The sequence below is a fragment of the Hymenobacter elongatus genome, from assembly GCF_004745955.1.
GTDB classification, from domain to species: Bacteria; Bacteroidota; Bacteroidia; order Cytophagales; family Hymenobacteraceae; genus Hymenobacter; species Hymenobacter elongatus.
In genome coordinates this window covers 22,157-48,589 of record NZ_SRLD01000022.1, presented here as the reverse complement: position 1 = coordinate 48,589, position 26,433 = coordinate 22,157, and the positions used below count along the sequence as shown (strand labels likewise).

21 protein-coding genes are annotated in these 26,433 nt (G+C 53.3%); 20 read left to right on the top strand and 1 reads right to left on the bottom strand.

Features of this window, described 5'->3' with window-relative positions:
* The first annotated feature begins 185 nt into the window (after positions 1-185).
* From E5J99_RS12245 to E5J99_RS12150, 20 genes are all read left to right on the top strand, one after another.
* Positions 186-1,526: a UDP-glucose dehydrogenase family protein gene (locus E5J99_RS12245; protein ID WP_135498098.1), complete on the top strand. Its 1,341-nt coding sequence runs from the start codon at positions 186-188 to the stop codon at positions 1,524-1,526.
* A gap of 94 nt (positions 1,527-1,620) precedes the next feature.
* Complete coding sequence (locus E5J99_RS12240; RefSeq protein WP_135498097.1) at positions 1,621-2,607, top strand: UDP-glucuronic acid decarboxylase family protein; 987 nt, start codon at positions 1,621-1,623, stop codon at positions 2,605-2,607.
* Between the two features lie 16 nt (positions 2,608-2,623).
* The gene (locus E5J99_RS12235) at positions 2,624-3,031 is read left to right on the top strand and encodes a sugar 3,4-ketoisomerase (RefSeq protein WP_135498096.1); all 408 of its coding nucleotides are present in this window, start codon (positions 2,624-2,626) and stop codon (positions 3,029-3,031) included.
* Entirely contained in the window at positions 3,016-3,963 is a 948-nt protein-coding gene (locus E5J99_RS12230) for a GNAT family protein (protein ID WP_135498095.1), read from the top strand. Before E5J99_RS12235 ends, E5J99_RS12230 begins: the two co-directional genes overlap by 16 nt.
* 259 nt (positions 3,964-4,222) lie before the next feature.
* A complete protein-coding gene (locus E5J99_RS12225) occupies positions 4,223-5,824 on the top strand; it encodes a glycosyltransferase family protein (protein WP_135498094.1) in 1,602 nt (533 codons plus the stop codon).
* A gap of 61 nt (positions 5,825-5,885) precedes the next feature.
* The gene (locus E5J99_RS12220) at positions 5,886-6,992 is read left to right on the top strand and encodes a DegT/DnrJ/EryC1/StrS family aminotransferase (protein ID WP_135498093.1); all 1,107 of its coding nucleotides are present in this window, start codon (positions 5,886-5,888) and stop codon (positions 6,990-6,992) included.
* 22 nt (positions 6,993-7,014) lie between these two features.
* Positions 7,015-7,947, top strand: a complete 933-nt coding sequence (locus tag E5J99_RS12215; RefSeq protein ID WP_135498092.1) for a glycosyltransferase family 2 protein — start codon at positions 7,015-7,017, stop codon at positions 7,945-7,947.
* 164 nt (positions 7,948-8,111) lie between these two features.
* A complete protein-coding gene (locus tag E5J99_RS12210; protein WP_135498091.1) occupies positions 8,112-9,881 on the top strand; it encodes an ABC transporter ATP-binding protein in 1,770 nt (589 codons plus the stop codon).
* A gap of 53 nt (positions 9,882-9,934) precedes the next feature.
* Positions 9,935-11,740 (top strand): hypothetical protein, encoded by a 1,806-nt coding sequence (locus E5J99_RS12205; protein ID WP_135498090.1) that lies wholly within the window; start codon positions 9,935-9,937, stop codon positions 11,738-11,740.
* A gap of 451 nt (positions 11,741-12,191) precedes the next feature.
* On the top strand, positions 12,192-13,976 hold the full coding sequence (locus E5J99_RS12200) for an ABC transporter ATP-binding protein (RefSeq protein WP_135498089.1): 1,785 nt from the start codon (positions 12,192-12,194) through the stop codon (positions 13,974-13,976).
* A gap of 54 nt (positions 13,977-14,030) precedes the next feature.
* The gene (locus E5J99_RS12195) at positions 14,031-15,110 is read left to right on the top strand and encodes a DegT/DnrJ/EryC1/StrS family aminotransferase (protein WP_135498088.1); all 1,080 of its coding nucleotides are present in this window, start codon (positions 14,031-14,033) and stop codon (positions 15,108-15,110) included.
* Between the two features lie 93 nt (positions 15,111-15,203).
* Positions 15,204-15,845, top strand: coding sequence for an acetyltransferase (locus E5J99_RS12190; protein WP_135498087.1), 642 nt, complete (start codon positions 15,204-15,206; stop codon positions 15,843-15,845).
* A gap of 47 nt (positions 15,846-15,892) precedes the next feature.
* A complete protein-coding gene (locus E5J99_RS12185) occupies positions 15,893-16,831 on the top strand; it encodes a glycosyltransferase family 2 protein (protein ID WP_135498086.1) in 939 nt (312 codons plus the stop codon).
* 66 nt (positions 16,832-16,897) lie between these two features.
* Positions 16,898-17,950, top strand: coding sequence for a glycosyltransferase (locus E5J99_RS12180; RefSeq protein WP_135498085.1), 1,053 nt, complete (start codon positions 16,898-16,900; stop codon positions 17,948-17,950).
* A 98-nt stretch (positions 17,951-18,048) separates the two neighbouring features.
* On the top strand, positions 18,049-19,077 hold the full coding sequence (locus tag E5J99_RS12175) for a glycosyltransferase (RefSeq protein ID WP_135498084.1): 1,029 nt from the start codon (positions 18,049-18,051) through the stop codon (positions 19,075-19,077).
* Positions 19,078-19,140: 63 nt separating this feature from the next.
* Positions 19,141-20,046: a glycosyltransferase family 8 protein gene (locus tag E5J99_RS12170; RefSeq protein ID WP_167852104.1), complete on the top strand. Its 906-nt coding sequence runs from the start codon at positions 19,141-19,143 to the stop codon at positions 20,044-20,046.
* A 461-nt stretch (positions 20,047-20,507) separates the two neighbouring features.
* Positions 20,508-21,452 carry a glycosyltransferase gene (locus E5J99_RS12165; RefSeq protein WP_135498082.1) on the top strand — a complete coding sequence of 315 codons (945 nt, stop codon included), beginning with the start codon at positions 20,508-20,510 and terminating at the stop codon, positions 21,450-21,452.
* Between the two features lie 186 nt (positions 21,453-21,638).
* Positions 21,639-22,670 (top strand): glycosyltransferase family 2 protein, encoded by a 1,032-nt coding sequence (locus tag E5J99_RS12160; protein ID WP_135498081.1) that lies wholly within the window; start codon positions 21,639-21,641, stop codon positions 22,668-22,670.
* Positions 22,671-22,682: 12 nt separating this feature from the next.
* On the top strand, positions 22,683-23,942 hold the full coding sequence (locus tag E5J99_RS12155) for a glycosyltransferase (protein ID WP_135498080.1): 1,260 nt from the start codon (positions 22,683-22,685) through the stop codon (positions 23,940-23,942).
* Positions 23,942-25,165: a glycosyltransferase family protein gene (locus E5J99_RS12150; protein ID WP_135498079.1), complete on the top strand. Its 1,224-nt coding sequence runs from the start codon at positions 23,942-23,944 to the stop codon at positions 25,163-25,165. The genes E5J99_RS12155 and E5J99_RS12150 overlap by 1 nt, the downstream gene beginning before the upstream one ends.
* 111 nt (positions 25,166-25,276) lie before the next feature.
* Here the strand turns inward: E5J99_RS12150 and rffA are convergent, their stop codons facing one another.
* Positions 25,277-26,431, bottom strand: coding sequence for a dTDP-4-amino-4,6-dideoxygalactose transaminase (gene rffA, locus E5J99_RS12145; protein ID WP_135498078.1), 1,155 nt, complete (start codon positions 26,429-26,431; stop codon positions 25,277-25,279).
* Between the last annotated feature and the right edge of the window lie 2 nt (positions 26,432-26,433).

The window sequence follows — 26,433 nt, the reverse complement described above, 5'->3', positions numbered from 1 at the left end:
ACGATGCCCGGCGCTATATTTCTACCGAACGATATATGCCCTCTGGTCATGCCCAGAACCCGCGCCGGGATTTTCAGTACACCTAGTAGCCACGTAGTCCTGACTTCTTACTTTTAACGGCCTGCCGCTCCCGGCGAGTCGCTTTGAACTTCAACTGAAATACCCGTTTCAAAAACTCGAACCATATGAAAATCGCAGTAGTAGGTACTGGCTATGTAGGGCTGGTGACCGGCACGTGCTTCGCCGAGGTCGGAATTGATGTCACTTGTATCGACATCGACCAGAAAAAAATCGACAACCTGCACAAGGGCATCCTGCCGATTTATGAGCCGGGTCTGGAAGAAATGGTAAGCCGCAACGTCGAAAAAGGCCGCCTACACTTTTCTACCAGCTTAGCCGATGGCATCAAGGATGCTGATGTGGCCTTTATTGCGGTAGGTACCCCGCCCGGCGAAGACGGCTCGGCCGACCTGAAATACGTGCTGGCCGTGGCCCGCGGCATCGGTGAGCACATGAATAACTACGGCGTCATCGTGACCAAGAGCACGGTGCCAGTTGGTACGGCTGCCAAAGTGCGCGCCGAAATTGAGAAGGCTTTGGCTAAGCGCGGCGAAACCATCGAGTTCGATGTGGCTTCCAATCCGGAATTCCTGAAAGAAGGCGCGGCTATCGACGACTTTCTCAAGCCCGACCGTATCGTGGTGGGTGTCGCTTCGACGCGCGCCGAGGAGGTAATGAGCAAGCTCTACAAGCCCTTCCTGCTCAATGGCCACCCGATTATCTTTATGGATATTCCATCGGCCGAAATGACGAAATACGCCGCCAACTCGATGCTGGCGACCAAAATCTCGTTCATGAATGACATTGCCAACCTGTGCGAAATCATGGGTGCCGATGTGAACATGGTACGCAAAGGTATCGGCTCCGACGCCCGCATCGGCACCAAGTTCATCTATCCCGGCATCGGCTACGGCGGCTCCTGCTTTCCTAAGGACGTGAAAGCCCTCATCAAGACGGCCGCCGAGAACGGCTACGAGATGCAGGTGCTCAAGGCCGTAGAAAGCGTGAATGAGGCCCAGAAAGAAGTTCTGTTCGACAAGGTGAACAAGCACTTTGGCGGCGACCTGAAGGGCAAGAAAATGGCCGTGTGGGGCCTCTCGTTCAAGCCAAAAACCGACGACATGCGCGAAGCGCCTTCCTTGGTTATCATCGAGAAGCTGCTGGAAGCCGGCTGCACCGTTTCGGCCTACGACCCGGTGGCTATTGCCGAGGCAAAGCACTCGTTGGGTGAGCGTATTACCTACGCCAAGGACGAATTTGATGCTTTGATCGACGCCGATGCCTTGCTGATTGTGACCGAGTGGCCTGATTTCCGCTCGCCTAACTTCGAGGTGGTGGCGCGGCTCATGAAGCAGAAAACCATCTTCGATGGCCGTAACATCTACGATGCCAAGGAGCTGCACGAAGCGGGCTTCACCTACCATTGCATTGGTATCCGGACCGACCACAAAGAGCCAGTTGCCTAGCGTATAAAAACTAGCAGACAGCGTCCGAAAAACCGTTTCCGGCTCTGTCTGCTAGGGCGCCAAGCCTGCACTATCAAGCACAAAACCCTGCATTATGTCTGACAAAAAACGTATTCTGATTACCGGAGGTGCCGGCTTTCTGGGCTCCCACCTCTGCGACCGGTTCCTGGCCGAAGGGTACCATGTTATTGCCATGGATAACCTGATTACGGGTGACTTGGCCAATATCGAGCACCTGTTTGGTCGTGAGGATTTCGAGTTTCACCACGCCGACGTATCGAAATTCGTTTTCGTGCCCGGCAAGCTCGACTACATCCTGCACTTCGCCTCGCCGGCTTCGCCGATCGACTACCTGAAAATTCCGATTCAGACGCTGAAAGTTGGCTCACTGGGCACGCATAACCTGTTGGGCCTGGCCCGCGTGAAGGGAGCCCGCATGCTGATTGCCAGTACTTCGGAAGTATACGGCGACCCGGAGGTTCATCCGCAGGTAGAAGAGTATTTCGGCAACGTAAACCCTGTGGGTCCGCGCGGCTGCTACGACGAGGCTAAGCGTTTCCAGGAGGCCATTACGATGGCCTATCACAACCACCACGGTCTGGAGACGCGCATCGTACGAATCTTCAATACCTACGGTCCCCGCATGCGCCTCAACGACGGCCGCGTATTGCCGGCTTTCCTGAGCCAGGCGTTGCGCGGTGAAAATCTGACGGTCTTCGGCGACGGTTCCCAAACCCGCTCGTTTTGCTACGTCGACGACCTAGTGGAAGGCATCTACCGCCTCTTGCTGAGCGACTATGCCCTGCCCGTGAACGTAGGCAACCCCGATGAAATCACGATTAAGGAGTTCGGCGAAGAAATTGCCAAGCTCATGAACGTGGAGTTCAAGCCCACCTACCAGGAGCTGCCGCAAAACGACCCCATGAAGCGCAAGCCCGATATTTCCAAGGCCCGCGAGATTTTGGGCTGGGAGCCGAAGGTAGACCGTGCCGAAGGCCTGCGCCGCACGCTGGAATATTTCAAGCAGCACGTGCAGACCACTCCTTCAGGCCAAGTAGACAACACGCCCCGCTCGTTTTAAGCCAGCCTCGACGGATATGCAAAAGCCGCACTTAATCGAATTTCCCAAGCTGGGTGCCTCCGACATCGGCTACATTTCCGTCGGGGAAGCTCAGGGTTTGATTCCTTTCGCCATCGAGCGAACCTTCTGGACCTACTTTACGCCGGAGAGTATCGTGCGGGGCCGCCATGCCCATCATGCCACCGAGCAGGTGCTGATTGCCGTGGCCGGCCGCATCATCGTGACCACCGAAATGCCCGATGGCGAGGTGCACACCTTCGTGCTGGAGTCGCCGCACGTGGGCGTGTATGTGCCCCCAAACGCCTGGCATACTATGCAATATTCGCATACGGCCGTGCAATTGGTGTTTGCCTCCACGCGCTACAACGAGCAGGATTACATCCGGCAATACGAGAATTTTCGCCAAGTATGGGGCACCAAGTAAACCCGGAGCTGGTAGCGGTGCGAGCGGATAAACTCTTTTTTTATTCGCCTTACAACTTCCTGCGCAAGCTCGACGTGCAAACGCAGCAGCAGCTGTTCGGTACTGGTCAGGCCGAGCAGTATGCCGCTGACGCCACGCACCGCGTATTTGAGTTTGCGCAGCAGGGTGCTACCGTTCAGTTTCTGTATGCCTTTTTGCCCTGGGACACGGATTTCTTCCAGGCCCCGGTGTATAAGGTGTTCACCGCTTTGTTTGCTGACACCACACCGGCTTCACTTCTGGCGGCGGCAGGCGAGGCCTTCCGCCGCCAGTTGAGGCAGGAGGGAGCGGCCTACTGCTTTGCGGAGTTGCCCGCCGAAGACACCCGCGTAGCCCAGGCGCTGGGTGATGCGGGCTGGCGGCTGGTAGAAACCCGGCTCACGTATTTTCATGATGCCGTGGCCACGTTCGAACAGCCTCGCTACCTGGTGCGGCTGGCTCAGACAGAAGAGGCAGCAGCCATCGGAAGCATTTCGGCTGCTGCCCGCAACGAGTACGACCGGTTTCATGCCGACCAATGGTTTGCTGGTGGTAAAGGCGACCAGTTTCTGGCGCGCTATGCCTCAGCAGCTGTAGAGGGCTACTGCGATGCGGTACTGGTGCCCGACGAGCCCGGCCTGTCAGTCGATTCCTTTTTAGCCATCAGCGACCTGCAGGCGCACGCGGCTGGCCTGAACACCGGCTTTTCCCGGGTCGTGCTCACAGCGGTAGGGCCCGCCAACCGGGGCTGGCATCTCAAGCTGGTTTCCGAAACCGTGCAGCGAGCCCGGCACCAAGGTGCCGATTACGTGCTGATGACTACCCAGGCCACCAACCGGGCCGTATTTCGTACCTGCGAGAAGCTTGGTTTCAGAGTTGGGAGCACTAGCCATGTGCTGGCTTGGTCGCTATAATTTGCATGAAACATACGTTACGTTAAGAACGCTCGTTTAGTGCTTTTTTGCGAGCGGGCAGAATGCTGCCCGTTGTGCCTGCTCCAAACGAACTATAGGCGTTATGGCCAAGCACTGATGGTATCGGGGAGAAGGTTTGTGCCGGTGTGACCAACACCGTTGCTGGCGACCTAGTTGCAGTTGAGGAGCTTGATTGACAGCCAACGCCAGCAGAAAACTTCAAGGATGGGCTGTGTATTGCCTTTATACGCATACTGGTATGACAATCAATAGCCTAGGTGCTCAGAGTACGGCAGTGAATGAGAGTGGTGGTAGCACAAGAATTGGTTTGCGTGCCAGCCTGCGTTACGCGTGGCCCCAAGTTTGGCCACTGTTGGCAGTAGCACTGCTACTCCGCCTGTTTTTTTTGCTGGTCGGGGCTGAATTTTACTATGCCGGCCGCCAGGTTGATATTCATATCAATGGCGACTCCTATTCCTACATATTCAGCCTGCACAACCTGCTGAACTATGGGCGCTATACCTTTGACTTTGCCGAACCCGATGCCGCAGTAGGACGGCTACCGGGCTATCCGTTCTTTTATGGGCTGCACTATTTGATCTTCGGTTACAAGCAGGTTTTGCTGGCCGTATCGGTTACGCAAGTCGTTCTCGATACGCTAGGAATCTGGTTGATCTTCGTAATAACAGCTAAACTCGCGCCGCCCACATCCTGGGCCCCGCTACTGGCAGCGCTCGTGCTGACCTTTTACCCCTTTAGCGTTGTTTGGGTGCCGATTATCGGTACCGAAACCCTCGGACTGTTTCTGGTGCTACTCTGGTGGGCAACGCTGCTAGTAGGTCGGCCAACAACCTTGAATTGGGTGTTGTTGGGGATGCTGGTGGCTATTATTGTGTACGTGCGTGAATTTCTCGGAGTTTGCTTGGCTGTAACGTTGTTCTACTTGCTGGTGATCTCCAGACGTACGCCTGCACGTTTCGGGCGGCTACGCCCGGCTGGATTCGTATTAGCAGGCTTTCTTTCGTTATATATTTGGTGGCCCGTACGTAACTATATCACCTTGGGGCGCTTCATTCCGCTCAAACCAGTGGCCGCCGGCTATGCGAACCTGCGTGAAGACACGCAAGCAGCCTTGGCCTGGATGCTCACCTGGACGAATGACGTGACAATGGCCTTTGATACTATTCTGCTTGCTCCCAAGCCTTCCTTCCCAGAGTATGTCATTAGTACAGCAGCCGAAAAGCAGCTTCTGGATTCACTGGTTGTGTTGAGTCGTAGTTGTGCCTCCAGCTTTCATACGCATATTCAACCCTACAAGCCTTCTTTCAAACCAGGTAGTGGTGGCAGCGGCCCGCAACTGTATGGAGGGGCGCTGCGCCACGCTGCGCTCCGCTACAATAATTGTAACAGCCAGGTCAGTGCGGGCTTCCACCGACTGCGAGCCAGCTACATACAGCGCCACCCGGTGCGTGCACGGCTGGAAGTGCCTCTGCAAAACTTTCAGAAAATAATCTTTAAGAATCAATTCAAAGCCATTGCCGGCAAGCCACTTACAGTAGCACAGCGTGTGTCTGCTGTCTTGTTTACCTGGCGCTCTATACTGCTGGTACTAGGCTTGGCTGGGGCTTGGCGCTATCGGCGCTTACCAGGGCTGTGGCCCGCTGTGCTTTTCACGGCAATTATTTTTGGGTATATGGCCGTCATATTCCGCTCGCTGGAGATGCGCTACCTGCTTCAGGCTGACATTGTAATGCTGGTACCAGCTGCGCTATTGCTGGCGAGTTGGTTGCCGCGCCGCTGGTCGAGGCCCGCAAGCGCCGTAACCGAAGCTGTACCCGCCGAGCTGGCCATCGAGCAATAAGTAGCAGATCAAAACTCTGCATTTCTCAGCCGGCTTGTCCGGTATCTTTTATCTTTGCCCTATGAAAGTTCCTTTTCTGTCCTTTACTCCCCAAAATCAAGCTATTCGCACTCCGGTGCTGGAAGCTATGAGCCGGGTATTTGACTCCCAATGGTATGTCCTGGGAGAAGCCGTTAAGCAATTTGAGGCCGAATACGCCCGCTTTTCGACTACTACAGAATGCGTAGGTGTGGCCAATGGCCTCGACGCGCTACATCTGGCTCTCAAAGCGCTGGATATACAGCAGGGCGACGAAGTAATCGTGCCTTCCAACACCTACATTGCTACGTGGCTGGCTATTTCCTTCGTGGGCGCTACGCCCATACCCGTCGAGCCTAATCCGGCCACCTATAACCTCGATCCGGCCCTGTTGGAAGCAGCCATCACGCCGCGTACCCGCGCCATTATGCCGGTACACTTGTATGGCCAGGCCTGCGAAATGGCGGCAATTATGGCTATTGCCAAGCGCCACAACCTGTACGTGATAGAAGATAATGCCCAGTCGCAGGGGGCCACGTACCAAGGCGGAATCACGGGCAGCTTTGGTGATGTAAACGCTACGAGCTTCTATCCGGGCAAAAACCTGGGTGCGCTCGGTGACGCCGGGGCCGTGACGACCAGCAACGCCGACTTGGCTAAAAAAGTACGGACGCTGCGCAACTACGGCTCCCAGCAGAAGTACTACAATGAGGTTATCGGGCACAACTCGCGTCTGGATGAGCTCCAAGCGGCCGTGCTGAGCGCCAAGCTGCCGATGCTAATGGAATGGACCGGGCAGCGGCAGCAGGTAGCCGCCTTGTATAACGAGCAATTGGCCGACATTCCAGATTTGCATCTGCCGATAGTAGCCGCTGGAGCTACGCACGTTTATCACCTGTATGTGGTGCGCACCAGCCGCCGCGACGAGTTGCAGAAGTATCTGACCGAGCAGGGAATCGGTACGCTGATTCACTACCCGATTCCGCCGCACCTGCAACAGGCGTATCGCTCCATGAACTTCAAAGTCGGCGACTTTCCTATTGCGGAGGAGCTGGCCACCACCTGCCTTAGCTTGCCGATGTGGCCCGGTATGACGGAAGTCGAGGTAAAAGTAGTAGCCGACGCGGTGCATACTTTCTTCAAGTCGTAGTTTCTGCCCTCATTTCCGCCTAATGCCCAAATTATCTGTCATCATTCCGTGCTACTTCAACGAGGCCAATATTCCGGTTACCAGCCGGGAGCTGATTGCCAATGAGGCGCTGTTCCCCGCTGACCTGACCTTTGAATATGTGCTGGTAGACGACGGTTCGGGTGACAAAACCTTGGCGGCGCTGCTGGCTTTCCGCGACGCGTATCCGGAGAAAGTTCGGGTTGTGGAACTGGCTGGCAACGTGGGCTCCTACAATGCCATTGTGGCCGGCATCGAGCAGGCAACCGGCGACTGTATGGCCATCATTACGGCCGATATGCAGGATCCACCCGAGCTTATGGTGCAGATGTACGGCTACTGGCAGCAAGGCCTGAAGCTGGTCATCGGCAACCGCCAGGACCGGGAGGAAACGGGGCTACAACAGGTATTCGCCAAAACGTTTCACGCGTTGATGAAGAAGATTGCCCTGCCCAATATTCCGGATGGGGGATTCGACTTTGTGTTCTTTGACCGGCAGGTAGGCGAGCATATTCTGAATCTGAAGGAACGGAATAGCAATATCTTCTACTTGATGGTATGGCTGGGCTATCCATATGTGAATATTCCGTACGTGCGCCGCAAGCGTGAAATCGGGAAGTCGCGCTGGACGATTCAGAAGAAAATTAAGCTCTTTATCGATTCCATTCTGGCCTTTTCCTTCTTCCCAATTCGGGCTATTTCCGTGCTAGGAGTCAGTATGGGTGTCATTGCGCTTTTGTATGGCCTGTACATTCTAGGCGTCAAAGTATTCGGCGACATTGAGGTAGAAGGCTGGACTACGTTGATGCTGGTCGTACTTTTTGTCTCGGCCTTCCAGATGATTGCGCTGGGCATTATTGGCGAATACGTGTGGCGCGGCCTGGATGCGGCCCGCAAACGCCCGCTGTACGTAGTGAAAAATCTCTACGCCAATTAATAAAGTAGCGCTCAGACGACTGTTCTGCTGCTACAGGCTTGTGTTGTCCAAAACATGATGCCTTTCAAATTCGTACTACTCCCGCTTAACCAAGGCCAGTGCCGAGCAAGCTCCGATGTGAGCAGATCGTCCAAGCTTTTGTGTTCTGCGTGACCCCAGCAGCCATGAACACCGGAATTATCCGCTACTCGCTTAATAGCATCCGCTATTACCTTACTGCCCCCCAAAAACGCAAAGCCGGATGGATGTTTGTGTTGCTGTTGCTCACGTCCTTTCTCGACGTAATCGGGCTTGCTTCACTGGTGCCCGTAATGATGGTAGCAGCCGAACCCGGTGGAACCCAGAAAAATAAGTATTTCGCCGCGCTCTATAACGGCTTAGGATTTCAGTCGGAACAACGGTTTCTACTGTTTCTCATTGTCGCGGTATTCTTGTTCTTTCTGTTCAAGAACTTGTTTTCAACGTGGGTTAACTATCTGCAAACTAGGTTTACGGCCGACGTGGGCCTAAATATCATTCAAAACCAGCTCACGAAATATCTGAATTTTCCATTTTGGTATTTCAACGACCTTGGCTCTGCCAAGCTGATCAATAGTACCCTGCAAGTACCCGGCACCTATGTGAATATGGTGCTGCGGCCGCTCTTTATCTTCTTCTCGGAAGTAGCGGTGGTATTGGTTATCGTCGTTAGTATTTTGCTTTATAAGCCGCTGCTGCTCTTGATATTGGCCTTGGTGTTGGTTCCGGCAACATTGCTGACATACAGTGCTTTACGCTCTAGGTCCCAGGCTATCGGCAACCGGGTGAATGAGTTACGGCCCGTCTCGTTCAGCATCATAGGCGACTTATTTACTGGTTTTGCCGAGTTGAAGCTGGCCCACAAGCAGCATCAGTTCAAAGACCGGTTGCTTACGAATCAGCAGGAAATTCAAAAGCTGGATGCTGAGGTGTACCTCTACACATTGTTGCCGCTGAAAGTCATCGAGATGGTTGCCATCCTGGGTGTGCTCACGATTTTCCTGTACGCCATTTACATCCCCAATTCTTCCACCAACCTGATTACGCTGGTAGGTCTGTTTGCTGCTGCCGCCTACCGCCTGATGCCCTCCGTGAACCGGATGTTAATGGCTATGGTCCAACTCAAGCAATGTCAGTACACAATTGAGAATCTGGAGCTATACCGGGAGCCAAAATACCAGGCGTCCCAATCGCAGGAGCAGGTCGATTTGTCCTTTCGTCAAGCAATTACCCTGGATAATTTGGTCTTCAGCTTTCCCGAAGCACCAACTCCAGCCTTGCGCGGTGTGTCGCTCACGGTAGAGAAAGGGCAGAAGGTCGGCTTTATCGGTAGTTCCGGCTCCGGCAAAACAACGCTTATGAATCTGCTTTTGCGCTTCTATACGGAGCAGCAAGGCCATATTCTGGTCGACGGCAATGTGTTGGGTCCGGAACACGTGGAGGCTTGGCACCGAATTATCGGCTACGTGAAGCAGGATACCTTCCTGATGGAAGCATCTATCAAAGACAATATTACCCTCGGCGATGCACAGGTGGACGAAGACCGGTTGAGCTATGCCGTCGAGCAAGCTTCGTTGCGCTCGTTTGTCAGTGGCTTGCCCGAGGGCGTGGATACGCTCATCGGCGAGCGGGGCTCAAAGTTATCAGGCGGGCAACGCCAGCGCATTGGCATCGCCCGCGCGTTGTACAAGCGCACCGAAATCCTGATTCTGGATGAGGCCACCTCCGCTTTGGATAACGAAACGGAGCAGGAGGTAAATGAGGCCATTGCGCAGCTGTCGCACACCGACATGACCATTCTGATCATTGCGCACCGTATCACCACCCTGCGCGATTGTGACCATATTTACGAGCTGAGCGCGGGCAAAATCGTTTCCACGCACACCTACCAAGATCTACTTAGCCGGGTGTTATAATATCAACTCTGCTATTTCTCCTTCTCTAATTGCCATTCCACAAGGCCGTTTGCATGCTCAATAGTCCCGCTCCCCGGCTTTCCGGCTACTCTCTTTGTCTAGCCGCAATTGCCGCTTTCCTGATCGGGCTATTTCTCTGGACGGTCAACAAAGGATTTGACATTACCGACGAAGGATTTTACGTCTTGGGCTATTCCTATCCGGAAGAGTACAGCTCTAGCTTCACGAGCTTCAACCTTATTGTTAGTAAGCTGCTGAACCCAGCGCACACCTCTATTATCGGTTACCGGCTTGCTAGTCTGTTCACCACTGTTGCTTCGGCGTTGCTGCTGGCCGGTGGTGTACGGCAATGGATTAAAGAAAAATACCAAGCGGCTGTTTTACCTTTCTGGCTAGTAGCCAGCTTATTCATTACGGGTAACTTTTTACAGTATTCTATTTTTCCGCGGACGATTTTTTATAATAATATAAACTCGTTTTGCATTGCCGTTTTTGTAAGCAGTATTTTGGTTTACTCGGCTTACCCGAGCGCTACAGGACTGAAATGGCGCCACGCTTTCTTATATGCGGGCAGTGCTTTCATGGGTATCGATTTATTCGTAAAAGGTAGTTCGAGTGTAGTTGCCATGGCTACCGGGCTACTCGTGCTGGTGGTATATATAGGCTTAGCGAAGGTCAAAGACTGGTATAAGCCGGTTGGTATCGTCGTGCTGGGTTTCTTAACCGGCGTGCTGTTGTTCTTCGCGGGTATTCAGCCCTTTGCGGTATGGCGCACCAATTTCGTGCATGAAACCGGCTTATTGCTGCAGACGAGCTACAATGAAGGACTGCTCGTACGCTACCTGAAGGATGCGTACCCCATTATACTCACCCTGATCTACCCTTTCTCTTTATTTATTGCGTTAAGCTTCTTTCTGACGCGAGCCTACCTACGCGGCAGAATTCGGCTAGCACCCGTGCTGCAACTAGGCGCTATATTGGTGGGAGTTGCCTTCATCGGCTACGAAACCCTGCGAACCGGCCTCTACAAAATCACGCACCTCAACCACAACCAATCGCCTGTCTGGTTTCTGGCGCTGCTTTTGGTCGTTTTGGCTATCTTCTGTGCGGCCTATCTGGAACAGCCCTTCAAAAAGATCAAATGGCGCAAGGTAATCATCGCCAGCTGGCTGATTATACTTCCTTTCGTGGGTGCCATTGGTACCTACAATAATCTGTTTATGAACATGATGCTGGACCTTAACTATTGGCTGGCATTATTTTGTATTCTGTATGTGAGCATGCCCGCCACTGTTTCACAGGCAACACTGGTTCGCATAATCGTATTTATGGTCCCTGCCATTGTTATAGCGGAGCAGTGTACTTACGGTCTGGTGTTGGCTCCTTATCTGCAGGCTGCCAACATGCTGGAACAAACTGTGCCCGTCAGTTTCGATAAAACTCCGGCAACAACAGTACTGCAGCTGGACCCTAAAACGGCCAGTTTTATGGGTGAGCTCGAACAGGCTATGCAACAGTCGGGGTTCAAGCCCGGCATGCCTGTTGTTGCTCTTTATGACATGCCGGGGCTGGTGTATATGCTAGGCGGTATATCACCCGGCAATCCGTGGTTATTCGGCCATCTGGACCTGCGCAACTGTGATGCTTTGGCCAAAACCAAAATGGATCTGTCCAAAGCATTTGTGTTGGTGAATGAAAAGCCGGGCGAGAAGATGCTACAATGCATGAACAGCAGTGGCATACCGTTTCCAGAGGGCTACACGGTAGTTCGGAGGCTCCTGAGTCCGTACAGCGCCAATCAGTACACGTGGCGGAACTACCAGGACACGCTGACTGTGTATGCTCCGCTAAGGCGGTAACAACTCACGCGCTGCCACTGCCTCACCAAGTCTCAGCGTTGACTCTGCTGTTCAGCTAAAGTCCGGATTATGTCCTATGCCGGTTGACTTTCTGCTGGCTGCAGATGGTAGGCCCGGGCACTGCTGCCCACATACTACGTCCCGATGCGGTGGCCATTCAGCCCAGTAAGACCAACGAAGCGTATCTCAGGTAATCCTGCTCTACACTAGAGCAGCCTGGGTATCTGCGTAACATGCTCTGAGTGTTGTGTGTGTGCAAGTGTTTGACATACAAGAAGTAAATGAAACAAAGACGAGTGGCCACAAGACCTCTGGTCAGGGAAGCCAGGCCCTGTAAGTTGTGGGCGAAAGTGGTATCTGCCACAAAACCCGTAACTTTGCCTCCAACCTGAGACTTGAGAACTGCTGACCGCACAAGGGATTTCCTGCGTCCTGCTGATCAGCTTCCCGAGTGCATACCATCGCCATGAACACCGGAATTATCAGTTATTCGCTTAATAGCATTCGCTATTATCTGACTTCAGTCCAAAAATACAGGGCGCTTTGGATGTTCGGGTTGGTTCTGGTATCGTCTTTTCTGGATGTGTTCGGCTTAGCCGCTTTGGTGCCGGTGATGATGGTAGCAGCCGAGCCAGGAGGAGTACAAAAAAGTAAGTACTTTTTCCCTATCTACCAGTCGCTCGACTTTCAGTCCGAAAAGTCGTTTCTGTTATTTCTGATGGGGGTGATATTCTTGTTCTTTCTGTTCAAGAATGTCTTTACTACCTGGGTCAACTATCTGCAGACCCGCTTTACGGCCGAAATTGGCTTGAAAATCATCGATAACCAGTTAGCCAAATATCTGAATCTTTCCTTCTGGAAATTCAACGACACTGGGTCCGCGACGCTGATGAATGCGGCGCTAAATGTGCCGGGTGTTTACGTCAGCGGGATATTACGTCCACTATTCGTTTTCTTCTCGGAAGTGGCTGTTATTGTGGTCATTGTCATCAGCATTGTCGTCTACAAACCGTTGCTGCTTGTCATACTGGGAGTCGTTTTGGTACCCGCTACCTTATTGATGTACAGAGCACTGAGAACCAGAACACAAAATATCGGCCACCGAATCAACCAGTTGCGGCCGGTGGCTTTTAGCATTTTAAGTGATTTGTTTATCGGTTTTGTCGAGCTCAAGCTGGCCCACAAGCAGCAGGATTTTCGCCGTAAGCTTCTCAACAACCAAGAGGAGCTTCAGAAGCTGGATGCAGAGTCGTATCTGTATAGTTTGCTGCCTATCAAGATGATTGAAATGGTTGCGATTCTGGGCGTGCTAACCATTTTTCTGTATGCGTTGTTCTTTGCCGAGACCTCTACTGATCTTATTGCATTGGTTGGCTTGTTTGCGGCGGCGGCGTATCGTCTTATGCCTTCCGTGAACAGACTGCTACAGTCGCTGTTCCAACTGAAGCAGGCCCAGTACACGATCGAAATTATCAACGGTGACCAGGGTTCAGAGTTTATTACGCCAACTGATCCGGTGCAGACGCCGCTCACATTTGAGCATTCCCTGTCATTCGATAATATCTCCTACGATTTTCCCGGTGCAACGCAGCGTACGCTAAAAGGCATCAGCCTCGATATTCGCAAGGGCGAAAAAATTGGCTTTATCGGCAGCTCCGGTTCGGGCAAAACGACATTGATGAATGTGCTGCTACGCTTCTACGTGGAACAGAGTGGGCATATTCGGGTCGATGGCCAGCCGCTTACGGGCCAGCAGCTGTTGGCTTGGTACCAGATCATTGGCTACGTGAAGCAGGATACCTTTCTGATGGAAGCTTCCATCCAGGAAAATATCACGCTCGGCGACACAGAAGTTGACCAGACGCGGTTGCAATACGCTATTGAGCAGGCCTCCTTGGCCGGCTTTGTCAGCGGCTTGCCCGATGGAGTACACACGCACATTGGTGAGCGGGGTTCCAAGCTTTCCGGGGGGCAGCGGCAGCGTATCGGCATCGCCCGGGCTTTGTACAAGCGTACGCAGGTATTGGTGCTGGACGAGGCAACTAGTGCGTTGGACAACGAAACCGAGCGGGAAGTGAACGAGGCCATTAATAAACTCTCCCACACCGACATTACGATTCTGATTATCGCGCACCGCATCACCACCCTGCGCGAGTGCGACCGAATCTATGAGCTGAACCAGGGAGAGATTATCGCCGTTCACCAATACGAAGACTTAGTGCGTCAGATTGTATAAGCCCGCGCTTTACCAGTTGGGTTGTTTGTACCTAAAAACCTGCTTTCATTTTGTATGAGCATTAACGTAACCAAATCATATTTGCCTCCCCTTGAGGAGTACATTGGGTATCTGACGGGTATCTGGGAGCGGGCATATTTGACGAACGCCGGCCCGTTGGTCGTCGAGCTGGAGAAGAGCCTGAAGGAGTATTTAGGCGTCAAGCATTTGTTTTTCGTCAATAATGGCACTATTGCCCTGCAAATAGCGCTCAAAGCGCTGGCGGTGCAGGGCGAGATTCTGACTACCCCTTTCTCGTACGTCGCTACCACGTCCAGCATCGTCTGGGAAGGCAGTAAGCCGGTTTTTGTCGATATCGACCCGCGCACGCTCTGCATCGATCCAACTTTGCTGGAAGCTGCCATCACTCCGCAAACGGTGGCCATTATGGCCACACACGTTTATGGGAATCCGTGTGATGTAGAAGCCATTGAGGCCGTAGCGAAGCGCCACAATCTACGCGTCATCTACGATGCCGCGCATGCCTTTGGCGTAACGTATAAGGACGCTTCTATTCTTACTCACGGTGATGTTTCGACGCTGAGCTTCCATGCCACCAAGCTGTTTCATACGGTAGAAGGCGGCGCTATTATCACCGACGACGATGAGCTGGCCCACCGCATCAGCTACATGCGCAATTTTGGTCACAACGGCCCGGAGGCATTCTGGGGTGTGGGGGTGAATGGCAAAAGCTCCGAGTTTCACGCGGCCATGGGCTTGTGCGTATTGCCCAAAGTCGATGACCTGATTCGTCGTCGGCGTGAGATTAGCGAGCGTTACGATGCGGCATTGGTAGGTACTGGCGTGCAACGGCCACTTTTACAGGAGCATACTACCCGGTACAACTACTCCTATTACCCCACAGTGATGCCCTCTGAAGCGGTGCTGCTCGCCGTGCGTGATGCCCTGAATGCCGCTGATGTTGTTCCGCGCCGTTATTTCTACCCGTCTCTGAATACCTTGGACTACACCGGTAAACAGGTCGCGCCGGTATCTGAGGATATTTCGACGCGTGCGTTGTGCCTGCCGCTCTACTATGAGCTCACCAACGAGGAGGTTGATTTAATCACTGCCGTCATCAAATCAGTGCTGTAGTTCATCACCTTGCGGTAGCGAAGGGTAATTTGGGCTGCCTGGTAAGAGGCCGAGCACCTACGCTGCTTTTGCAGAAATCCTAAATCTGACCACATGCTAATATTAGGTGCCCGTGGCCATGCCGTAGAAATTCTTCAGTGCCTGCCACAGCTGGCGGCTGCTAATGAGTTGGTTTTCTTCGACGATGTGACGCCTGATCTTGAGCCTCTGCTATTCGGGCAGTTTCCAGTTCTGCGCAGTATGGAGCAGGTCGTCGCACTTTTTCAGCGCGACCCGGCATTTGTCCTGGGGCTGGGCGGTGGCCGTTTGCGTAGCCAGCTGGCGCAAAAGTTCAGCGCGCTGGGCGGTAACCTGACGTCGGTTATCGCCGCATCGGCTCACGTTGGTGCTTACGACGTGACTTTGGGATCAGGGCTGAATATAATGCACAACGCCTTGGTTTCTAATGCTACCCGTCTTGGCGAAGGCACGCTGGTAAATGCTGGTGCTGCTGTGCATCATAATGTACTAGTTGGCCAGTATTGCGAAATATCACCAGGGGCCCGGATACTCGGCGGTTGTCAGCTGCACGATTTCGTTCTGGTAGGGGCCAACGCTACGGTACTGCCTCGCCTCACCATAGGCGAAGGTGCCCGAATAGGGGCCGGAGCGGTAGTGATACAGGATGTGCCGGCCGGCGCAACGGTTGTTGGGGTACCCGGGCGTATAGTGCGCCAAGCTACGGCAATAGAATAGTTTTCGCCACCTTGCCTTTCGCTGGTTGCCTTTAAATTTCTTTAGCTATGCCCACAGTAAGCGTCTGTTGCATTACGTACAATCACGAACAGTTTTTGGCGCAGGCTATCGACTCCGTGCTGATGCAGGAAACGGATTTCACCGTTGAGCTTGTCGTGGGTGAAGACTGCTCGACTGACACTACGCGCCAGATTCTGCTGGATTATCAGCGCCGCTACCCCGACCGTATCCGTGCCCTGTTGCCGGAGCACAACCTGGGCGTGATGGGCAACTTAGTCGCTACCATGGCGGCCTGCACGGGTACGTACATAGCGCTGCTGGAAGGCGACGACTATTGGACCGACCCGCACAAATTGCAGAAGCAAGTCGATATTCTGCTGCAACACCCATCGTGCACGACATGCATACACGACGCTGAGGAATTTATGGACGATAATTCCGTTGCGCCGCGGCTGTTCAGTCAAAAATTCTCCTCCGTTCTACCTGCTCACGCGAAGGAATTTACGCAGGCCGACATTGCCCAGCACGGCTGGTTTATTCCTACGGCCTCAATGCTGTTCCGGCGGACGGCACTCTTCCCGATTCCTGAGTGGATACACCAGGCTTTCAGCGGCGATTATTCTTTGCATCTGCTTCTGACCCGCACCGGCACGATGTATTACTTGCCAGCCGTAATGTCGCGTTACCGCCTGCACGCCGGCGGTATCATGTCGGCAACACAAAACGGGAGGATAATTGCCCGCAATAAAAAGCAGATTTTTGAAACGGCCCACTATAAGCAATTAGTAGATGCGCGGCATCATGGTCGCTTCAATGAATTCCTGGAAGGGCTGCATTTCGACCAGAGCAAACGATTGAAAGAAGATGGAAATACTTGGGAAAGCTATTATAATTACTGGAAAGCTATTTCCGTGATAGGTACTAGTCGCACCATCTGGCACTTGAAGCAAGTGGCTTATCGATGGTATAAAGGGATTTCCACATAAGTGAGTAACGAAATTCATCTCATGCCGAGGCGTGCTTGCTCAATTCTGACCTCAGACTTCGCCTAAATGAAAATTGCTCAGCAGGAGCGTGGTATTACGGTACTGATTTGTACCTACAATAGCGCGTCACGAATCAGGGAGACGCTCCAGGCATTGGCTGTGCAACAGACCGTGCCGTCGGCGTTTTCCGTGGAGGTGATTATGGTCGATAATGCTTCGACGGATAGTACCTCACAAGTAGCAGCAGACGAGTTTAAGTCGCTTGATTTTCCGTTTCCGTACCAAATACTATACGAAAGTAGGAGTGGTAAAAGTAATGCCCTGGCGTTAGGCTTTGCCACGGCCCGGTATGAGTACGTGTGCATCGTGGACGATGACAACTGGCTGGAGAAAGAGTATTTGACTCTAGCCTGGGAAATAATGGAGCAGGACAAGCAAATCGGTGCGCTAGGAGGTATTGGGCGGCCAGAATGTGAAATTAAACCGCCGCAGTGGTTTCCCAATTTTGCGGTAATCTACGCCGCCGACAAACAGGCTAACATCCAAGGCGATATCACCACTCATCCTAGCTATGTGTATGGTGCGGGTTGTGTAGTAAGAAAAATTGCCTGGGAAAAAATATACAAAGCCGGGTTCAAATCAATGCTGGTCGGAAGGCACGGCGATAAGCTCAGCTCTGGCGAAGACAATGAAATGTGCTATGCTTTCGTGCTGGCAGGCTACAAAATCTGGTACGATGAACGGTTGCGGTTCCGGCACTTTATTCCGGCCAAGCGCCTCACTTGGGAATACGTGGAGCGAATCTTTGCTGGTAACGCCGAGTCGGAAGCAGCATTGCGGCCTTACCTGGACTACATCACGGCGCTGAAGACTAATTCGACGGGCAATAAGTCTTTGATTTGGCTGCGTAACGCTAAATTCTCACTGCAATACACGGCTACTTTCTTGCAGAAAATGCTCAAAAATAACGAGCGTTTCCGTGAGGGAGAAGCATCCGCTATCCGGGTCAGGTTTTACTGGAAGCAATTCAGAGAGCTGGTGAAAAAAGAGTTGAGCGGGGATAAGAGCTACCACCAGATTGAGGCTTTCATAGCGCGTTTGCACCAGGCCGAAAAATAGCGTTGCTAACGCCGATGGCTGCAATGCCCAAATAACCGAGCAATGCCTGAAGCTTCTTTTTTCAGGACATACCTATTTTTAATTTTGATTCTTGACAGGTGAAAGGAATAACTTTTCTTATCTGCACACACAACGGCGCTACACGCCTGGCTGATACGCTCCGGCATATAGCGGCGCAGCAGGTAAGCGACGCAATAGCGTGGGAGGTTTTGATTATCAGCAATGCCTCATCCGACAATACTGTTGAGGTAGCTCATGCGCTCCGCGAGTCGTTGCGTATTGAGGTTCCTTTTCGCGTACTAGACGAGCCGGTAGCCGGTAAGGAGAATGCCTTGATCCGGGGCTTTAACGAGGCTGCTTACGAGTATATTGTTATCATTGACGATGACAACTGGATAGCACCCAACTACCTGACGCTGGTAGCCGAAATAATGAGTGCGCATCCGGAAATAGGCGTCCTTGGCGCGCATGCGGAAGGGAAGTTTGAAGTAGCGCCTCCCGCGTGGTTTGAAACTTTCCAGGCGGTGTATGCGGTAGGGCCGCAGAACGGCGGCAAAAGCGGGCCGCTACCGGCCCACGAAGGGTATCTGTACGGGGCTGGCTCCGTCGTGCGCAAATCGGCTTGGCTGAAACTGCTGGCCCACGGGTTCCAGTTCACGACCTCCACCAAGCGCGGGAAAGTCATCGTGAGCGGCGAAGATGTGGAACTGGGCGATGCTCTACAGTTGGCCGGCTACAAGCTGTGGTACGACGACCGGCTGCGCTTCAAGCATTTCATGTTTAAAGAGCGCCTCACCTGGAACTACCTCTTGCGCATCGGGCAGGGCACTGCCTCGTCGCAACTCACCAGTATCGTGTACTACTTCGTTTTCCGCAACCCTGGCCTCACGGAGAACCGGTTTCGTTTTCTCTACAACAAGCGTCTCGTGTGGTTGGCCGGCCAAATGGCGCGCCAGCCCAGCAACATGCTCAATGCCGCCTTCCGCCGCAACCAGGAAGGACTGCTGAGTAATTTTGAGTCGTTGCGGTTGTTCTACAATTTTCAAGTTTCCTTGAAACAGCGGGAAGAAGCAGTAAAAGTATTCCGCCAGATCAGTGCGTTGCGCCAGCGGCTGGATAGCAAATAGCTCGGCTGCGCCACCGAAATACCACCACCATACGTCACGTCGATGAGTACTTCCAGTAACAGCATGCATATTGCAATAGCTTTCGATGAAAACTATCTGACGCCTGTGTATGTACTACTTGCCTCTCTCTTTGAGAATAATCAGGGAGAATCAATTACTGTTCATGCTATTGCAACGGGAATATCTTCAATTCAGCAAAATGAGCTAAAGCAATATGTATTAAACTATACGAGTACTATTTGCTTTTACAGTCTTGGCGATGATTTTGCAAATGACTTCGCAATACCTGCCACTCTGTGGTGGACACCCGCTGTCTACTATCGGATTATGTTTCCCGCTTTATTGCCAGATTATGTTGATAAGTTTGTGTATTTAGATACTGATATTGTGGTCGTAGGCAAATTGCGTAAATTATATAATACTGTTGTCAATGATCATCCAATAGCAGCAGTATGCGATTTTGTGGATTCTAGGCCGGATTTGGGTATAAACGAACCCAATAGCTATTTCAATTCAGGTGTTTTATTAGTTAATAAGGATAAATGGATTCAAAAAGACATTACTGGCAAGTGTATAGAATTCATAAAAAATAACCCCGAAAAACTCATTTATGTCGATCAGGATGCCCTAAATGCAGTGCTCGTCAACGATTGGCAAAAATTAGACAGTCGCTTTAATTCGATGTTTAAGGAAAATTCGTCGAATATTTCCATGAAGCAGCTGCGGAGTGCCTTAAAAGATATTGTCATTGTTCATTTTACTACGCAGCATAAGCCGTGGTCAGTTTTGGGAGAGAATCGTCTCAGATATCTCTATTTTAAATATTTTGAAAAAATACCGAAAAAATATCGGGTGCGGTATAATGATTTTCTGTGGAACCGGCATAGAATCAGAAAGTTTCTTGAGATACGATTAGGCGAGGTATTGGCTGAATACCCAACTTTAAACGGGCTATGGCGTAAAAAGTGAGGCTCATGTTTTGGCACGGACGAAGTACAATAGAATAGCTATTGGTGTACCCAATGCTTCCTTTTGCTCACCTACTACTGTCCTGCTTTCCGTCGTCTTCTTATTCACCGAGCAGAATTATAGGGGTAGTTGCGCCGGACGCCGGACCTGCACGCCATTATGCCTACCACAAAACCGCCGCTTTTTTCCGCCATTATCCCCGTCTTTAACGTTGGAGGATTATTTGCGACCCACAATTGACAGCATTCTGCAGCGGATGATCCGGATTTTTAAGCTGACTATCATTGATGATTGTTCCTGCAGTGAGAGCATGGTCGTGGTTCGTGGCACGAATCAGTGGGAGATTTCGACATCCTACCCACGCCTGCCTGCCTGGTGAATGCCCATGCAAGTACTTGCCACAATGCAATCAGCCATTTTCTTAGTTCTGCTGTTCTTTCGCGCTTCTCGACCATTGTCTAATGTTTAACAACCAAATAATTAGCCCTTTGGTCAGTGTATGTTGCATCACCTATAACCACGAGGCGTTTCTGGCACAGGCCATCGAATCGGTGCTGATGCAGGATACAGATTTCGTGGTAGAGCTTGTAATCGGCGAGGACTGCTCACCGGACCTTACCCGTCAGATAGCGCTGGACTATCAGGCCCGCTATGCTGACCGAATACGCGTATTGCTACCCGCCGCCAATCTAGGTATCATGGGCAACCTGATGGCCACCATATCTGCCTGCACCGGGCGTTACATTGCCTTTATGGAAGGCGACGACTATTGGACCGATCCGCAAAAACTGCGGCGGCAGGTGGCTATTATGGAAGCTCAGCCTGAGTGTGCGCTGTGTATTCACGACGCCGAGGCGTTTACCCACGATGGCTCTCGACCATCCTACCTGTTCAGTACCAAATACCCGGAATTGTTGCCGCCACAGGAAGGCCGGATCACGCAGGCACAGTTGGTGCAGGGCGGCTGGGGTATTCCCAGTGCATCGATGCTGTTTCGCCGCACTAGCCTCGCATTGCCGTTGCCGGAGTGGTTTCGGCAAGTATTCAGCGGCGACTACACATTACAATTGCTGAGCACCCTGCATGGCTATATTTATTATCTGCCACAGGTAATGTCACATTACCGGCTGCATACGGGGGGCGTGATGTTTACCAGCAGCAATACGCTGGCGCAAAACCAAAAGCGGATATTCGAAAACGAGCAATATAAGCGCCTGTTGCCGGAGCACTACCATTCTGTTTTCGACCGTTATTTGGAGTTCCTGTACTTAGAGCGTAGCGAAAAGATGGGCGCGGCTGGTATTCCCTGGCAGCGGGCGTATTATTATGTCAAAGCTATTACCATCAATCGGAAGCGCTTCGGATTTCACCTGCGGCGCCTTGTGAAACGGGTAAGCGCTGCTTAAATCGGCTACGTAGGTTTCGGTTTAATGATGGCAACTAGTTTGTAAACAGCCTATTGGGTGTCGAATGCTAAGCGTCTGCTCTGCGGTTTGAGGCTGCTTCGATGACCTTCCGTGCGCTGTGGTGCTTACCGGCAACCTGCAGGGTTATAGGGGTAATTGCGTCGGACGCCGTACCTTTGCGCCATTATGTCTACCACAAAGTCGCCGCTCGTTTCCGTTATTATCCCTGTCTTTAACGCTGGGGAGTATTTGCGGCCCGCAATTGACAGCATTCTGCAGCAGACGTTCCAGGATTTTGAGTTGATTATCGTTGACGATTGCTCGAGGGATGACAGCTTGGCCGTTGCCCGGAGCTACGAAACCGACTCCCGCGTGAAAGTGCTGGCCAACGACCAGAATCGGGGGCGCTCATTTACCGATAATTATGGCGCTGAGCATGCTCGGGGGCGCTATATCGCGAAAATGGATGCCGACGATATTGCCTTGCCGCACCGCTTGCAGACGCAGTTCGACTTTCTGGAGCAGAACCCTTCGGTGGGCCTGACCAGCAGCTTCATGCAGTGCTTCGGCGAGTCAGACATTATTTATGAGTACCCGTTGTCGGCGGATGCGGTGCGGAGCTTTCTGCTGTTCAACATGCCCGTGGCCAACCCGACGGCTTTTTTTCGCCGCTCCCTGTTGCTGGAGCATGGCCTACGCTACGACGATACGATTCAGGATACCTTTGGAGAGGACTACGAGTTTATCGCCCGCGTCGCGCAGGTGGTGGATATCGTGAATCAGCCCGAAATTCTGCTGCACTACCGCACGCTACCCCAAACGTTGAAGGCCGACGTGCACGCCCGCCGCAACGCTAAGTCCAATCAGATTCGGGAACGGCAGCTGCGAGTAGTGGGGGTTCCCTTCACCGAAAGGGAGCTGCATGTGCACAATACCGTTTCCTATTATCCTTTCACCCTCGGCGATATTACCCTGGAGGAAGTGCACGCTTGGCTTTGGAAGATCAATACGCACAATAAGGAGCGGCGCTACGCCGACCCGGCATCCATGCTCCGGTGCGTGGCCGAGCGGTGGTTTCTGACGTGCTATCTGAACCCCGATAAGCGCACCAATTCCCTGCGTGAATACCGGCGGCAGCCCCTGGCCAAGCATTATCAGCCGGCCGCCAAGCTACAGGGTAAATTTTTGCTGAAGAGCTACGTGCTCCGGCATTTCTAAAGGTGTTTGCTCATGATGAATAGTCCCGCGCCCCGGCGCAAAAATATTCTGCTACTCATTCCCCAGCTCACGTATGGCGGGGCCGAGCGGGTGTTCCACGACCACGGTCAGCAGCTGGCCCGCCACCACCGGGTAGTGGAGTGCGTATTTGATAGCCGGACGGAAGTTGCTTTTCCAACCCAGAATACATTGGTGGCCCTGGATGTGCCCGCCGGAGCTGGTATCGTGGGCAAGCTACGCAGCTTCGTGCAGCGTATCCGCCGGGTGAAAGCCCTGAAGCGGGAACACCAGATCGACGTGTGCATCAGCCATCTGGAAGGAGCCGATTACCTGAATCTGCTTAGCAAGGGTTCGGAACAGGTACTGCTGTGTGTTCATAACTCCAAGCGCCACGACCCTAATATTCGGGGAGCGCTGGGCTGGCTGCGTCGCCGGGTGCTGATGCCGTGGCTCTACCGGGCCGCCGACTATATCGTGCCCGTCAGCCGGGACTTGCGGCAGGAGATGATTGATATGTTTGGGCTACTGCCCGAAAAGGTGGTCACCGTCAACAACTTTTTTGATGTAGAAGGAATCCGGCATCGTAGTCAGGAGGCATTACCGCCCGCCGAGCAGGCGCTTTTTTCCCAGCATCCCATTCTGATTACGGCCGGCCGCCTGGCCCGCGAAAAAAATCAGACGGCGCTGCTCGACGTGCTCCACCTGCTGCGCGGCCAGGGGCAAACAGCCCCCAAACTCGTGCTGCTCGGCGACGGACCGCTCCGAGCCGATCTGGTTCAGCGGTGCCAGGAGCTGGGCCTGCGCAGCTGGCAGGTGTGGGACGGCACGCCCCTCACGGCCGACTACGACGTTTATTTTCTGGGCTTTCAGAGCAATCCATTTCAGTACATTGCCCGGGCCGCCGTGTCGCTGCTGTCGTCGGCTACGGAAGGATTTCCGATGGCCTTATGCGAAGCTATGGCGTGCGGGGTACCCGTTGTGTCGACTGATTGCCCAACGGGCCCGCGCGAAATCTTAGCGCCGCAAACGCCGGCTACTTCCTATGCCCGGCAGCAAGAATGGGCCGAGTTTGGCGTGCTGTTGCCACTGTTGGGCGCCGGACCGGCACTGGCACAAAGTGCGCCGATCTGGGCCGAGACCTTAACCAGCTTGTTGGCTGATTCGGCCAAACGCGCGTACTACGCGACGCAGGCCTATTCCCGGGTCCAGGATTTTGCTCCTGCCAAAATTATGCGGCAATGGGAAGCCTTGCTTAACGAACAAACTACCTGATGAAGCCGCGCCACGTAATTGCCTACGTTTATAATAGCTGTAACGACCCGTTGTTCAAGGCTGCCATGTTGCCGTTTATGCAGCATGCCAGTCGCCAGCAGCCCGACCTGCGGCTTCACCTGATTACCTACGAGCAGGAGGAATATGCCCTTACCGCCGAGCAGGCCGCCCAAATGCGGGCCGATCTGGCGGTGTACAACATTGAGTGGCATCCGCTACGGTGGCACTCCGGCCGGTTCAAGCTGCTGAAGAAAGCATATGATCTGCTGGTCGGCTTTTTTCTGGTCCTCAAGCTGCGTATCAGCCCAGGAGCCCGCAGTATTGGGGCGCTGGGTACCATTGCCGGGGCGTTTGCCTTTATTATGGCCAAGCTGCTGGGGCTGCGCTACTACGGGTTTCAGTATGAGCCCCACAGCGAGTTTATGCGCGACTGTAACGTGTGGCCCGAGTCGGGCCTGGCCTATAGGGGCCTGCACTACATGGAGCGCGTGTCGGGTATGAATGCCGATATTCTTTCCACGGGCACCGTGCACATGGTAAACCGTATGAAGGCCTGGGGCACCACCGCCAAAGTATATAAGATGCCCAGCTGCGTCGACGAAACCAAGGTTTACTTCCGGCCGGAAGGCCGGCAGCACGTACGAGCCACGTATGGCATTGCGGCCGATAAGCAGGTAATCCTGTACCTGGGTAAGTTCGGTGGCATTTATTACGACCGGGAAATTGCGGTTCTGTTCCGGGAGTTTCACCGGCTCAATCCGGAGCTGTTTTTTCTGATCGTCTCGCCCGATGCGCCGGCCCATATTGCCAGCCTGATGCAAGCAGAAGGTCTGCCCGAAACGAGCTACACGATTACCCGTAGCCCCTACGAGCAGGTGCAAAACTATATATCGGCCGCCGATTTTGGTATCGTGGCCGTGCCCTCGCTCCCCTCACAGCAGTTTCGCTCGCCCATCAAGGTAGGAGAGTACCTGTGCTGCGGCCTGCCGTACCTGGTCTGCGCCGGCGTGTCGGAAGACGATTTGGTGGCGGAAAAATACGGCGTGGGCGTCGTGGTTACCGGCTTCACGGGGGCCGAAGCGGTGCGCGTGTATCCGGAAGTAGCGCGGCTGCTACACCAGGAGAAAGACGGGTTGCGGGCCAGATGCCGGGAAGCTGGCATTGCTTATCGGGGCCTGAGTCAGTACTTGCCCACCGCCGACCATATTTTTGCACAGTTGTAAGCCCGTTCAGATTGGTCACTAAAAAACCATTCCGCCGCAGTGGAGTGGTTTTTTAGTGACCAGTCTTTTCCGCAGCTATACGAGCAACCGTCTCGGGGCTTTCGTAGGGGTCTACTGTCGTATGGAAGCACCAGTATAAAAGCTGGTAACTGCATCTATGACGCGCTGTTGGCTTGGGGCATCAAGCTCGTAGTAAAGTGGCAGCCGGATAAGGCAGTCCGCGTGGTCCGTGGCGTGCGGTAATGTCCGTCCATCGTGCTGGGACGCATAGTATGGGCTGGCATGCAACGGTTGGTAGTGTGACACGGCCAGAATCTGCTGCTTACTCAGGTGCCCGATCAAGCCGTCGCGCTCCTGCTGGGAGCGGCAGCGCAGGTAGAAGATATGCGCGTTGTGCTGGGCATAATCCGGAATATGAGGTAGCGCGCAATAGCCTCGCTGCTCCAGCTCCTGCAAAGCGTCGTAGTACTGATACCACTGCGCGAAACGCCGCTGTTGAATTTGCTCCACCCGTTGCAGCTGGCCCCAGAGGTAGGCTGCAATTAGCTCGGAAGGCAGGAAAGAAGACCCCACATCGACCCATTGGTAGCGGGCCACTTCGCCCCGGAAGAAGGCAGCACGGTTAGTACCTTTCTCCCAGATGATTTCGGCGCGGGCCGCGAAATACGGGTCATTTACTGCCAGCAGCCCGCCCTCGCCGGAAATAATGTTTTTGGTTTCGTGGAAAGACAGCGCTGATAAGTGCCCGATAGCACCTAGCGGCCGGCCACGATAAGTGCTTTCTATAGCCTGGGCAGCATCCTCAATCACCCAAAGGCTATGCTGTTGCGCCAGCTGCATAATGGGTTCCATATCACAGGCAACGCCCGCGTAGTGTACTGGCACTATGGCGCGGGTGCGGGGCGTAATCAGTTCCGCCAGCCGGGCCGTATTGAGGTTGGGGTGGTTGGGCAGGCTATCGACGAATACGATTTTGGCCCCGCGCAGCACGAAGGCATTGGCCGTAGACGTAAAGGTGAATGAGGGCATAATGACCTCATCGCCGGGCTGGATATCGAGGAGCAGCGCCGCCATTTCCAGGGCCGCCGTGCCGCTGGTAGTGAGCAGGGCATGCACGAAACCGTACCGGGATTGTAGAAACTGCTGACTTTGCTGGGTAAAGTAGCCGTTGCCCGACAATTTGCCGTTGGTCAGCGCCTGCCGGATGTATTCCAGCTCCTGGCCTGCCAGGAATGGTTTGTTGAAAGGAATTGGGGCCAGCTGCATGG